The following is a 12695-nucleotide window of genomic DNA, read 5'->3' as shown; positions in this document are numbered from 1 at the left end:
ATAAAAAGATGAAATATGAGAGCAAAATGATTATTTTGCAACAAATCAGAAAAAATTACGATGAGTTCAGCGTTATCAAAGAATCAAATAAAGTTAATAAAGGGGTTAAGTCAAAAAAAGAACAGGCAACTAGAACGGTTGTTTATAGTTGAAGGTATAAAAGGGATTTCAGAATTTCTAAAATCTGATTTTAAGTTGAAAAGTTTATTTACGACAAAATCCATTTTTGAGGCTCCGAAAGATTTAGTTTTTGAAATTTCAGAAGTTGAATTAAAAAAAATTTCAGCATTAAAAAATCCTAATACAGCCTTAGCTGTTTTCGAAATTTCAAACCAAGAATCAACACAAGAAAAGGGGTTGATTGTCGCTTTAGATGATGTAAGAGATCCAGGTAATTTAGGAACAATAATTAGGCTTTGCGATTGGTATGGTGTTAAAGATTTGGTCTGTAGTTATAATACTGTAGATTGCTACAATCCTAAAGTTGTACAAGCTACAATGGGCTCTTTAACGCGGGTAAATGTGCAATATGTGAACTTAAACGACTATTTAACATCTTGTAAGACTACTGTTTTTGGTACTTTTTTAGAAGGAGAAAATATCTACACTGCAGATTTACCTACTAAAGGTATAATTGTATTAGGGAATGAGGCCAACGGCATTTCAGAATCCATTGAAGCCGAGGTGTCAAGGAAAGTAACAATTCCTCAATTTGGTCATATTAAAGCAACAGAAAGTTTAAATGTGGCCAATGCCACAGCAATACTGTTAAGCGAATTTAGGAGACGTACTATTGAAACGTAAAATTAATAAAAATGCCTCTAGTTTGCATTTTAGAAATATTACCTGTCCACGGACTGTTGGGATCTACATCTTTAACGATTTCATCATTCATAGCAAAAACACCACGAATTGAAGGGGTGAATTTAAAATAGAGTAGGTAAAGGTCTATACCAAAACCAAGTTCATAGAAAAACGTGTTTTTTGTCATTCTAAATTCTCCAGAACTATTGTCGTTTGGGTTGTCTTGATTACTAGACAGGTTTAAAGCGGTAGAAATCCCTCCAATAATAAAGGGTTTAAAATTGTTAATACGTTTGGTAGATACTTTTAATAATAGTGGAATGTGAACGTAAGTAGATTTGACTTCTCTTAGCAAATCAGAATCATTAAACTCCATGCCTTCAAAATAACTTTCGTCATAACGCAAATTCCTAGTGGTAAAGAAAACACCAGGTTCTAATCTTAAATTTAAATAATCATTAATTCTCATGTCTCCAATAAGTCCTAAATGAAAACCAAAAGACTTATCAACCAGAATATCTTCTAAGTTTTCATTATAATCAAAATTAAAGTCATACTGATTAAAACCAATGAAATATCCCCAAGACAAAAACTTTTGATCAATATTGTCTGGGTTATTAGCCACCTTTTCTTTGGTAAAAAGTTGAGCAGTAACGTTTTGACACGTTAATAAAAATAGTACTAGATATATTATTTTCCTCATATTATGCTTTAGATGCTGAGTAGATTGTCGCTACTCCCATAGTTTGTGGTTTGTGTTCCACATTAATAAACCCAATTTTTGATAAAATATTGTTTAAAGCTTCTCCATAAGGGAAAACAGAGGCCGATTCACTGAGGTAACTATAGGCCACTTTATCTTTAGAAAATAATTTTCCTATAGTTGGCATAATTAGTTTACAATGGAAGTTGTAGCCTGCTTTATAAATAGGGTTAGTAGGTACTGAAGTTTCCAAAATAACGAAAATACCATTGGGTTTTAAGACTCTTAAAATTTCTGCTAGTCCTTTTTCTAAGTGTTCAAAATTACGAACTCCAAATGCTACAGTAATAGCATCAAAAGTGTTGTCTTCAAAAGGCAAATCTTCAGAATCTCCAATAACCATCGAGATTACGTTATCTAATTGCTTTGCTTTAATTTTTTTGCGTCCAACTTCTAACATGCCATCGCTAATATCTAATCCAATGATCTCTTTAGCATTTGTTGTTGTTAAACTAATCGCTAAATCGCCTGTTCCTGTAGCAATATCAAGAATGTTTTCAGGATTATTTTTAGCCACTAATTCTACAACTTTGTTTCTCCATTTGACATCAACACCAAAAGAGATGACACGGTTTAAGCCATCGTATTCTTTAGATATTGTATCGAACATTTTAGTAACCTGAACCTTTTTGGTTTGGTCACTGTCCTTATATGGATTTATTTTTTTGGTCATTAAAAATTTTTTGCAAATATACTAAGAAGTTATAACTACTTATAACTTTAAATGCTTTAGCCACTTATTAATCTGCAACTTTTGGTTGCACTTATAACTTCTTAGTATATTTGTACGCTTATTTCAATGAAGTAAAATGAAACGAGCATGTTCAAAAAGAGATCAGCCTAAGGGTATGATTAATTGCGAGCCGCATGTGACTTTTTAAAAACAATAAATGTAAACACATGAAAATAATTATTGCAGGTGCAGGAGAAGTAGGATTTCATTTGGCAAAATTGTTGTCTTACGAGTCGCAAGAAATCACTTTAATTGATACAAAAAAAGAGAGTTTAGGATATGCTGGTGAGCATTTAGATATCAAAACTATTAAAGGCGATGCTACATCTATTGCTATTTTAAGAGATGCGCGAATAGATACTGCAGCTCTTTTTATTGCGGTTACATCTTCTGAAACCACAAATATTACAGCTTGTGTGTTAGCAAAACAACTTGGAGCTAAACGAACGATAGCTCGTATTTCTAATACCGAATTTATAGATAATAAAGAAACGGTTGGGTTTTCAAAATTTGGGATTGATGAATTAATTTCACCAGAATCTTTGGCTGCTTCTGAAATAGGATTACTTTTAAATCAGTATGGTTTTAATGATACCTATGAGTTTGAAAACGGAGCATTAACCATGTTGGGTTTACGTTTGTCTCGAACAGCAACCTTTGTTGATAAAACAGTAAAAGAAGCTGCCGAAATTTATCCGGAATTAAATTTTATCCCTATTGCAATTCAACGATTGGGAACGCAATATACTATAATACCTCGTGGTGATACTATTTTTAAAGAAGGCGATAAAGTTGTTTTTATGACTTCTAAAAGTGGTGATGAGGAATTATTTAAATTATCAGGAAAAGTTAAAGTTACGATTAAAAATGTTATGGTTCTTGGAGGAAGTCAAATAGGCTTTCAAACGGCTAAAGATTTGTGTTCGAGTAAGTTTAATGTGAAACTGGTAGAAAGTAGAAGAGGTAAAGCTGAAGAATTAGCAGAAGATATACCAAGTGCTTTAGTTATTTGCGGTGATGGCAGAAATGTGGACATTTTAGATGAAGAAAATATTTCAGATATGGATGCCTTTATTGCTGTTACGGGTAATTCTGAAACCAATATTATGTCGTGCCTTTTAGCAAAGTCTAAAGGTGTAAAGAAAACTATAGCCTTGGTTGAAAATATGGATTACTATCAATTATCGCAATCAATTGGGATTGATACTTTAATCAACAAAAAGTTATTAGCGGCAAATAATATCTTTAGATACATTAGAAAAGGAGAGGTTGTAGCCATGACTAAATTAACCAATATGAATGCAGAACTTTTAGAGTTTGTGGTTAAGGAAAAATCTAAAATTACGAATAAGGTTATTAAAGATGTAAAATTTCCAAAATCCGCGATCATTGGTGGTGTAATTAGAGATGGAAAAGGATCAATTCCATTAGGAAGTTTCAAAATTCAACCTGGTGACCGTGTTGTAGTTTGTTGTTTGCCTCGGTCTATTTCTGAAGTAGAACGTTTTTTTTCTTAATAAGAGCATGTCTAGAATAAAACTTAATTATAAGATTATTTTCCATTTCCTAGGGTTGCTATTACTGTTTAATGGTGGTTTTATGCTTATCGCAACGTTGATAAGTTTTATTTATAAAGATGGTGTTACGTTTCAATTGTTTTTAGCAGGTGTTACAACATTTTTAATTGGTGTTTTGGCAATGTTTAGAACAAAAAACCATCGTAAGGAAATGAATAAGCGCGAAGGTTATATCGTCGTTGCCTTCGGTTGGATTGTGATGTCAATAACCGGCGCCTTACCTTATATTGCGACAGAAGCTATTCCTTCGTTCACAGATGCTTTTTTTGAAACCATGTCTGGCTATACAACTACCGGTGCTAGTATTTTAAATGATATTGAAATAGTGCCAAAAGGTGTTTTGTTTTGGCGAAGTATGACACATTGGATAGGTGGTATGGGGATTATTGTTTTAGCGATTGCGATATTGCCTTTGCTTGGTGTTGGGGGCATGCAATTATTTACAGCTGAAGCTCCTGGGCCGAGTGCAGATAAATTGCACCCAAGAATAACAGATACGGCTAAACGATTATGGCTTATTTACGTTGGTTATACCGTGGCAGAAACATTACTATTGCAACTTGCAGGTATGTCTTTTTTTGACGCTGTAAATCATGCGTTGAGTACATTATCTACAGGTGGTTTTTCTACTAAAAATGCTAGTGTTGCTTATTGGAATGATAATCCGTTAATACAGTATATTATTATATTCTTTATGTTTTTGGCTGGTACTAATTTTGTATTAAGTTACTATCTTTTTAAAGGTAAAGTTTCTAAAATTTTAAAAGATGAAGAATTTAAACTCTATTTTAAATTTATTATCATTTTTACTCTAATCGCGGCCGTTTTAATCTATTTTAAAGCAGATGTGTCTCAGTCCACCATAACACACCCAATGGTTTTAGGAGAAGCCGAAAGTGCATTAAGACATGCTCTATTTCAGGTGTTGACTGTAATTACAACAACAGGTTTTGTAAGTGCAGATTATACTATGTGGACTCCATTTTTGACAGTATTCTTTTTTGGAATGATGTTTTTAGGTGGTTCTGCGGGAAGTACTTCTGGTGGTGTAAAAGTAATGCGTCAATTAATTTTAATTAAAAATAGTTTTTTAGAATTTAAGCGTGCTTTACATCCCAATGCTATTATTCCTGTACGTTATAATGGTAAATCGGTTTCTAAAGATATTGTATTCAATGTTCTTGGATTCTTTATTCTTTACATGTTGTCATTTATTGTAGGGGCTTTAGTGTTTTCAATGTTTGATATGGATTTTACTTCAGCCATAGGACTTTCGGCCTCTAGTTTAGGAAATGTAGGGCCAGCATTAGGTGAATTTGGACCTGTAAATAATTATGCTGCTTTACCGCCTTTAGGAAAATGGTGGGCTTCTTTTTTAATGCTTATTGGTAGATTAGAATTATTTACAGTTTTGATATTGTTAACTCCTTTTTTCTGGCGTAATCGATAAATTAAATAGGATGGTTGTAAATAAAATTAAATTATTAGCGGCAGTATTTATAATTCTAGGATCGGTTTTGCTTTTTCTAAATGATTTAGAATTTAATCCATTCATCCTACTTCTTAAAATGATAGGTTTAGGACTTTTTATTTATACGTTGGTTAAAGAAAATCAATAATTCTATTCTTTTTTTTTACTATTTTAAAATTGAGCTAGCCTATATTCTCATTAATAATTCTGTGATATTAGAGGGTTTGGTGTTGTAATGCTGTGACCTCTAGACTGTAACATTTTAAATGTTAATACGTCATATTTGTATAACCAAACAAACATCAATCATGGAATTATCATTAAACTCGTCATTAGAATTTGTACCAGAACCCATTGCGGTATCTCATTTTACAACACGTGGCTTATTAAATTCAAATTACAAATCTGTAGTGAAACAAAACTTTAAAACTTTAGAGTCAAAATCAGTATTTGCAATTAGACAACGTACAAAGCGTATTCAAAGTCACATGGTAAATTATACAGCTGTTATTTTAAAACTATCTGTCTTTGCCATTGCGCTCATCGCTTTGTTTTAATAAAATAAAGCCTTTGTACAGCTCTTTCTAACTGACCTAATACACTTGTATTTGTGTCTTTTATCTCTACAATCGCATATTACATTAGGTATTGATGCAATTTGTTCTCGCTTATTTTTTAAATTTAAAACCTTACTGCTATGCCATCCAATTCAATGAATGTTATTAATTACAATAGGAATCAGTTGCCTAAGCGAGAGAAGTTCAAAAACTTGCTTGGTGGTTATAAGCGTAGCCGTAAAACGGAATATAATTTACCTAAAGCGTCAACAAAACAATTAAAGGAAATTGGCAAGCGCTTAAAAGAAGAACGTAAAGTTAGAATGCTAAAAGTAATATTGTTTACTATTATTTTGTCTGTTTTTCTTTTAATAGGCTTTACATATTTAACAGATGTATTAGTCAATTAAAAAAGTAACATAATTTGTGTTTCTAATTATTTTAATGAATTTTAAATTGCATGCTTTGAATTGTTAGATTCTATAGTTGTTTATTGTGATAATGGCAGAATTTAGACTCATTTTTTGAGATTTAATTAATAATTTGTATTTTATCTGAAATATTTAAAACAACAATTATGAGATTAAATAAAACCGAAGAAGCAGAAACGAATACGAAGCGTTCTAATAAGTCTCATTTAGCAACAAAAGGCTTATTGAATTCTAGATACAAACGCGTTGTAAAATATAATTTAAAAAAGGCGTGTAATAAATCGATATTTGGTGTTAGGAGGCGTTCTAAATTTCCAAAACTGTGTAAGACAAGCCATACAACTTCAATGGCCTTAAAAATAGCTGTGTTTGCATGTGTAGCTCTTGTGGCTTGTGTATAAAGTGTAGTTTATATAGTTCTTTAAAGCTAAGGTTCTGTATAAAAAAATAAGTTGCAACAGTAACGTTACAACTTATTTATATCTATTATAATATGTTTTATTTAGCTTAAAGCAGACTTAATACGCTTAATAGCTTCTTTGATATTGTCTTGAGAAGCGGCATAAGAAATTCTTATACAATCAGGGTTTCCAAAAGCTTCACCTGTAACAGTTGCCACCAAAGCTTCTTCTAATAAAAATAGAGAGAAGTCAGAAGCGTTGTTTATTGTTTTTCCTTTAATGGTTTTTCCAAAGTATGATGATACATTTGGAAAGACATAAAAGGCGCCTTCTGGTTCATTTGTTTTAAATCCTTCGATTTCACTTAATAAATCAAGTATAAGTTTACGTCTTTCCTTGAATTCATCAACCATATACTTTATACGAGATGGATCTGCTTCTAAAGCTGTAATTACAGCGCGTTGAGCAATACAATTAGCTCCACTAGTAATTTGGCCTTGCATTTTGTTACAAGCTCTAGCAATCCAATCTGGAGCTCCAATATAACCAATTCTCCAGCCTGTCATAGCAAAGGCTTTAGAAACCCCATTTACAGTCACAGTTCTGTCGTACATATCTTCAAATTCAGCCATACTAAAATGACCTCCTTTAAAATTAATATGTTCGTAGATTTCGTCTGAAACGACATAGATATGAGGGTGTTTTTTTAGAACATCTGCTAACGCTCTCAATTCTTCTTTACTATACACAGAACCACTTGGGTTACAAGGTGAGCTGTACCAAATCATTTTGGTTTTTGGAGTAATGGCAGCTTCTAACTGTTCAGCTGTCATTTTAAAATCATTATCAATTGAGGTTTGAACTTCCACAGGAACTCCATCACTCAATTTTACAATATCACTGTAGCTTACCCAATAAGGACAAGGTAAAATAACTTCATCACCAGGATTAATCATTACTGCAGCGACATTTGCAAGTGCTTGTTTTGCTCCAGTAGACACTACAATTTGCGGTAATGAATAGTTGAGGTTATTATCGCGTTTAAATTTGGTAATAATAGCTTCTTTCAATTCTACATAACCATCAACAGGTGTGTAGCTATTATAATTTTGGTTAATAGCTTCAATCGCAGCCTCTTTAATAAAATCGGGTGTGTTAAAGTCGGGTTCTCCCAAACTTAGTCCAATAATGTCTTTTCCTTCTGCACGTAATTCTCTGGCTTTTGCAGCCATAGCTAACGTAGCTGATGTCGCTAGGTTGTTAATTCTATCTGATAGTTGGTTCATCATTGTAATTATTCGTTGTTTTTAATCTGCGAAGTGACTTAAGCCATGCTTGGCTTTTTACCTAATTCTTTTAATTGCTGATAATGCTCCGAAATAGCTGTCCAAATAGAATTGTACTCGTTATAAGGTAAACTAAATTCATGAGCAGTTTCTCTTACTATTTTTGCAATATTTTTGTAATGCACATGGCTAATATTTGAGAATAAATGATGTTCTACTTGTCTGTTTAAGCCACCAGTGTAAAACTCTACAATCCAACTTTTAGGTGAGAAATTAGAGGTTGTGAATAATTGATGAATAGCCCAAGTATTTTTCATATTTCCATCTTGGTCTGGTAAAGGCATTTCTGTATTTGGCATTACATGTGCTAATTGAAAAATAACACTTAGAATAATTCCAGCTGTATAATGCATAATTAGAAATCCAATTAAAACTTGCCACCATGCGTAACCTAAAACTAAAGGTAATACCACCCAAATAGAGTAGTATAATATTTTACCAATAATTAACTTTGTCCATTGTGTTGCAGGATTAGGAAATTCACCATAAGATAATTTTCTTTTAAGGTATTGGTAGGTTTGTTTAAAATCGGTAGTAATAGCCCAGTTAACTGTTAATAAACCATATAATAAAAAGGCATAATATTTTTGATATTGATGAATTTTTAACCATTTAGAATGTTTAGAAAAACGAATAATTCGTCCTGCATCAATGTCTTCATCGTGCCCTTGAATATTTGTGTAAGTGTGGTGTAAAACGTTGTGTTGTACTTTCCAGTTATAGTCGTTACCAGCTAGTATATGTATGCTGCTTCCCATAAGTTTGTTTACCCATTTTTTACTAGAAAATGAGCCATGGTTTGCGTCGTGCATAACATTCATGCCTACACCTGCCATTCCAATACCAATAACCATCATGCATATAACCTGTAGCCATGCTGGTAGATCAACTGTCAACAATACGACTAAAGGGCCAAGTAATAAAGCAAACATTATTATTGCTTTTATGTAGAGTTTCCAGTTGCCTGTTTTTTTAATGTTATTTTCTTTGAAGTAGTTGTTAACGCGTTTGTTTAGGGTTTTAAAGAACTTAGCAGAGTCTGTTCTAGAGAATTTTACTGTTTGTTGTGCCATTAGAATATAAATTATTTATTGTTATAACGTAAGGGATTTTAATTCATTATAACAATACAAAGATAGTTAATAAATAAAAAGCAACCATTATTGAAGAATGTTAAATTGTAAATCTTAAAAAGAATTACTTTTGCAGAAAGACAACTTATGGAATTGATTCTAAAATATTTCCCCAATTTAACGGAAAACCAAATTCAACAATTTGAAGCTTTAGAGCACTTGTACAAAGAATGGAACAGTAAGATAAACGTAATTTCACGCAAGGATATAGATGAATTGTATCTGAGACATGTGTTACATTCTTTAGGGATTGCAAAGGTCATAAATTTTGCTCCAGGTTCTTCTATTTTAGATGTTGGTACAGGTGGCGGGTTTCCTGGTGTGCCTTTGGCTATTTTATTTCCAGAAAGCCAATTTCATTTGGTAGATAGTATTAATAAAAAATTAAAAGTAATTAATGCTGTTTGCGAAGCAATAGAACTTACCAATGTAAAAACAACGCATAGTAGAGTAGAAGCTATTGATGAACACTTCGATTTTATTGTGAGTAGAGCTGTAACTACAATGCCAGAGTTTACCACTTGGGTTAAGGGTAAAATTGCAAAAAACCAAAAAAATGAATTAAAAAATGGGATCCTATATCTTAAAGGTGGTGATTTAACGGAAGAATTAAAACAGTACAAAACGGTAAAGGCCTTCTTGTTATCTGATTATTTTAAAGAACCATTTTTTGAAACTAAAAAAGTAATTCATTTACCTTTAAAGTATAAAGTCTAACCAGATTAGTTGTTTTCAGTAATATTAAAACCCCTGAAAACAGTAGGGGTTTAAATCTGTATGTTTCGGAAATTTACAACCTGAAAATAAATGCGTGTTTACGTTTTTAAAATTTCAGGCTTACCTAATTATTCATTTTAAATTTATACTACAATGATTTTTATAAAAAAGCGCATTAAGACCTACCTAGTGCTGGTTTTTGTCGGAATGTTTTTTCTGCCTTCAAAAATAAATGCACAGCAAGACACTATTTATTACAATATAGCTTGGAAAGAAACGGTAAAAGATAGTGCAGCTTTTTTTCGTCCACCAGTTAAAAAGGAAGGCGGTTTATTTCGGATTAAAGATTACTATGCTTCTGGACAGCTTCAAATGAGTGGCTTGTCTAAAGACTCAGAAAAGTCTATTTGGCATGGAGAAGTCAGTTGGTATAAAGAAAATGGTGAAATTTATCAAATTGCTAATTATGAAAACAATAGATTAGAAGGCGAGTTTGTAACATTTCTAAACCAACAGAAACTAGTGGCAATATACAAGAATGGTTATGTTGTAGAAGGTGCTTTAAATAGAGATCAAGGGAGTTACGGTTATTACATGGAAATTGCGAATGATACCATTAAGGATGTCATTTATGATGGAGATATTAAAGGTGTTCGTTATGAAAATTATAGTGTAGCTAAAGGAGCTCGATTTTTATCTAAATACTATGGTGAAAATGGTAAACTTATAGGTGAGCTTGAAACTCTAGACAATGGTTATACTAAAGGTGTTGAGGTGTTTTATTATTACGAGCCAATGCGAGTGAAACAAATAAGGTACTATCCCTATGAACATTTATTAGGGGAAACCTTTTTTTACGAAAATGGTCAAGTAAGAGCACTGTTTGAATTGTCTCCAACATATAAAAGTACATTTTATGCCAAGGATGGAACACAATTAGGAAGCGTAACCTATACTATTAATAACGGTTATCTTAAACCTGAGAATGGTACAGTATATAATTTTTCGTATGGTTATAAGGATACAAAAGCTAATGAGGTAATTTCAGTAAAAACGTATAAGGACGGAAAATTACAGAAAGACGAACAGCGTTATAATGATGGTACAGTTAGAGCCTTAACCACTTATAAAGATGCGGTTAGAGAATTGCAAATCAGTTACAATAAAAAGGGAGAGGAAATTGCTCGTATGGTATATGATAACTATTACCCATTAACAGGTACTGAAATTTCACTAAATAAAGAGGTTACATATCTTGATGGAGAACTTGTTAAAGAGATTCATTTTTATAATGGAACTGATATCGTGTTTAGTGAAAAGACGCAAGACAAAGAAACTTATTACGATAAGCAGGGCAAAATTATGGGTGTTTTAGAAATTGAGTATCAAAATAAATACGCAAAACCTATAAATGGAAAAAGGTATTATGTGGGCTATGATACAGATATTTCTAGTATTGAAACATATGTAAATGGCTTTGTTAAGGAGCGAACAGTGTTTATCTCAAAATTCATGGGAGAAAATGAAAAAGTAGATTTTAAACGAACAGAGTATTTAGAAGATAATGGATATAGTAAAATAAGGGAAGTTGTGTATTACAGTAATGGTTCTAGGCAGAGCGATACTGAATTTAAGGGCTATGACAAAGTTCATGGTAAATTCTATAATGATAACAATGAACAGATTGGTACTTATGATTATGTGACTAAAAATGGGACGTTATATGAATTCTTTCCAGAGTCTAATGTTATTCGCCTCATACAAGAAGAAGTTGATGGAAGTATAACAAAGTTAACACGATACGATTATGGACCATATCGAAAATACGGACATATAAACAGAGTTTTAATAGAAGAAATCGATGTTGCGTGTTGTTCAAAATCATATAAAAAAAATGGAGATGTTTTTGCTGAGGCAGTTTATAAAGATGGAAAACCTTGGGAAGGTACTGTGTATGATGCAACACAACGAACCAAAGTCACAATTAAAGCCGGCAAAACAAATGGAGTATATAAGGTATTTGATTATAATCAAGAAGCTGTTTTAGAAGTAGGGCAGGTTGTAAATGATAAAAGAGAGGGTGTTGTTAAAACATATAATTATAGCGGACAATTACAATCTAAAGAGACCTATTTAAATAATAAGTTGCATGGCGAAACTATCTATTATGATAGCGAAGGAAATCAAACTTCAAGTTTAATTTATAAAGATGGTAAGCCTTTCGAGGGAGTCAAAGTAATTGCCTCAGGTTATAACAAAAAACCAACTGAGGAAAGTTATTATAATGGTTTGGTGACTCAGCGTGTTATATATGATGAAAAAGGAAAGCGTGTGTCTCAATACAAAGATGGTAAAGAAGTGCAAACTATAGCTTATCATAAAGATTCAGACAAAAAGCGATTAAGCTATACTGTAGATGGATATTATATCAATGGTGAAGTCATTCGTTATGATATAAATGGAAAAGTAGAACACAAAGCTGTATTTAAAAATAATGAGTTAGAGTCTGGTGTCGTTTATCTCACGTCTCGAGATTTATATGATAAACGTATTGCTTATATTATTTTTAATAAACAACAAGACAAACTAACGGTTACAATGAAGACTAGTGAAGATGAAGTCGTGTTCTTTGCAGAAGAAAGGTTAGAACAGGGGTATACAAGTAAGTATATTAATAAGTTAAATTTATACATTTATAATTTAACACCTGAATCTTTGTATTAGTGGTGTTACCAAAGTGAAAATCATAAAAAAACCGTCTG

12 protein-coding genes are annotated in these 12695 nt (G+C 32.1%); 8 read left to right on the top strand and 4 right to left on the bottom strand.

The annotated features are described in order from the left end of the window. Window positions 1-60 precede the first annotated feature (60 nt). On the top strand, window positions 61-804 hold the full coding sequence (locus tag VDP25_RS05460) for a TrmH family RNA methyltransferase (RefSeq protein WP_334467612.1): 744 nt from the start codon (window positions 61-63) through the stop codon (window positions 802-804). Here the strand turns inward: VDP25_RS05460 and porT are convergent. Both porT and ubiE read right to left on the bottom strand, forming a co-directional pair. Continuing rightward, a complete protein-coding gene (gene porT / locus VDP25_RS05455) occupies window positions 791-1507 on the bottom strand; it encodes a type IX secretion/gliding motility protein PorT/SprT (RefSeq protein WP_215928575.1) in 717 nt (238 codons plus the stop codon). The two genes, VDP25_RS05460 and porT, sit on opposite strands and share 14 nt — an antisense overlap. Window position 1508: 1 nt before the next feature. Beyond that, window positions 1509-2240 (bottom strand): bifunctional demethylmenaquinone methyltransferase/2-methoxy-6-polyprenyl-1,4-benzoquinol methylase UbiE, encoded by a 732-nt coding sequence (gene ubiE, locus VDP25_RS05450; RefSeq protein ID WP_215928577.1) that lies wholly within the window; start codon window positions 2238-2240, stop codon window positions 1509-1511. Window positions 2241-2467: 227 nt separating this feature from the next. On the opposite strand from ubiE, the gene trkA reads away from it, so the two are divergent. The 5 genes from trkA to VDP25_RS05425 all read left to right on the top strand — a co-directional run bounded on the left by trkA (window position 2468) and on the right by VDP25_RS05425 (window position 6737). Continuing rightward, a complete protein-coding gene (gene trkA, locus VDP25_RS05445; protein WP_334467608.1) occupies window positions 2468-3817 on the top strand; it encodes a Trk system potassium transporter TrkA in 1350 nt (449 codons plus the stop codon). Between the two features lie 7 nt (window positions 3818-3824). Next, complete coding sequence (locus VDP25_RS05440) at window positions 3825-5327, top strand: TrkH family potassium uptake protein (protein ID WP_334467606.1); 1503 nt, start codon at window positions 3825-3827, stop codon at window positions 5325-5327. 329 nt (window positions 5328-5656) lie between these two features. Continuing rightward, complete coding sequence (locus VDP25_RS05435) at window positions 5657-5905, top strand: hypothetical protein (RefSeq protein WP_215928583.1); 249 nt, start codon at window positions 5657-5659, stop codon at window positions 5903-5905. A 140-nt stretch (window positions 5906-6045) separates the two neighbouring features. Beyond that, a complete protein-coding gene (locus VDP25_RS05430) occupies window positions 6046-6315 on the top strand; it encodes a hypothetical protein (RefSeq protein WP_334467603.1) in 270 nt (89 codons plus the stop codon). Between the two features lie 167 nt (window positions 6316-6482). After that, the gene (locus tag VDP25_RS05425) at window positions 6483-6737 is read left to right on the top strand and encodes a hypothetical protein (protein ID WP_334467601.1); all 255 of its coding nucleotides are present in this window, start codon (window positions 6483-6485) and stop codon (window positions 6735-6737) included. A 101-nt stretch (window positions 6738-6838) separates the two neighbouring features. Here VDP25_RS05425 and VDP25_RS05420 read toward each other — a convergent pair whose 3' ends face one another. After that, window positions 6839-8023, bottom strand: coding sequence for a pyridoxal phosphate-dependent aminotransferase (locus tag VDP25_RS05420; RefSeq protein ID WP_334467918.1), 1185 nt, complete (start codon window positions 8021-8023; stop codon window positions 6839-6841). Window positions 8024-8061: 38 nt separating this feature from the next. Then, entirely contained in the window at window positions 8062-9156 is a 1095-nt protein-coding gene (locus VDP25_RS05415) for a fatty acid desaturase family protein (protein ID WP_334467599.1), read from the bottom strand. A 147-nt stretch (window positions 9157-9303) separates the two neighbouring features. Between VDP25_RS05415 and rsmG the strand changes: the two genes are divergently transcribed. Both rsmG and VDP25_RS05405 read left to right on the top strand, forming a co-directional pair. Continuing rightward, window positions 9304-9933 (top strand): 16S rRNA (guanine(527)-N(7))-methyltransferase RsmG, encoded by a 630-nt coding sequence (rsmG, locus tag VDP25_RS05410; RefSeq protein ID WP_334467597.1) that lies wholly within the window; start codon window positions 9304-9306, stop codon window positions 9931-9933. Window positions 9934-10086: 153 nt separating this feature from the next. Further along, window positions 10087-12657 (top strand): toxin-antitoxin system YwqK family antitoxin, encoded by a 2571-nt coding sequence (locus VDP25_RS05405; protein ID WP_334467595.1) that lies wholly within the window; start codon window positions 10087-10089, stop codon window positions 12655-12657. The last annotated feature ends 38 nt before the right edge of the window (window positions 12658-12695 follow it).

Origin of the sequence: Winogradskyella sp. ECml5-4, assembly GCF_036903175.1 — a bacterium.
Lineage (GTDB): Bacteria > Bacteroidota > Bacteroidia > Flavobacteriales > Flavobacteriaceae > Winogradskyella > Winogradskyella damuponensis.
This window is presented reverse-complemented; position numbering and strand designations above follow the sequence as displayed.

Excerpts from the sequence above, each read along its gene's own strand:
- VDP25_RS05460 (WP_334467612.1), top strand. The coding sequence starts at position 61 with ATGAGTTCAGCGTTATCAAAGAATCAAATAAAGTTAATAAAGGGGTTA.
- porT (WP_215928575.1), bottom strand. The coding sequence starts at position 1,507 with ATGAGGAAAATAATATATCTAGTACTATTTTTATTAACGTGTCAAAAC.
- ubiE (WP_215928577.1), bottom strand. The coding sequence starts at position 2,240 with ATGACCAAAAAAATAAATCCATATAAGGACAGTGACCAAACCAAAAAG.
- trkA (WP_334467608.1), top strand. The coding sequence starts at position 2,468 with ATGAAAATAATTATTGCAGGTGCAGGAGAAGTAGGATTTCATTTGGCA.
- VDP25_RS05440 (WP_334467606.1), top strand. The coding sequence starts at position 3,825 with ATGTCTAGAATAAAACTTAATTATAAGATTATTTTCCATTTCCTAGGG.
- VDP25_RS05435 (WP_215928583.1), top strand. The coding sequence starts at position 5,657 with ATGGAATTATCATTAAACTCGTCATTAGAATTTGTACCAGAACCCATT.
- VDP25_RS05430 (WP_334467603.1), top strand. The coding sequence starts at position 6,046 with ATGCCATCCAATTCAATGAATGTTATTAATTACAATAGGAATCAGTTG.
- VDP25_RS05425 (WP_334467601.1), top strand. The coding sequence starts at position 6,483 with ATGAGATTAAATAAAACCGAAGAAGCAGAAACGAATACGAAGCGTTCT.
- VDP25_RS05420 (WP_334467918.1), bottom strand. The coding sequence starts at position 8,023 with ATGAACCAACTATCAGATAGAATTAACAACCTAGCGACATCAGCTACG.
- VDP25_RS05415 (WP_334467599.1), bottom strand. The coding sequence starts at position 9,156 with ATGGCACAACAAACAGTAAAATTCTCTAGAACAGACTCTGCTAAGTTC.
- rsmG (WP_334467597.1), top strand. The coding sequence starts at position 9,304 with ATGGAATTGATTCTAAAATATTTCCCCAATTTAACGGAAAACCAAATT.
- VDP25_RS05405 (WP_334467595.1), top strand. The coding sequence starts at position 10,087 with ATGATTTTTATAAAAAAGCGCATTAAGACCTACCTAGTGCTGGTTTTT.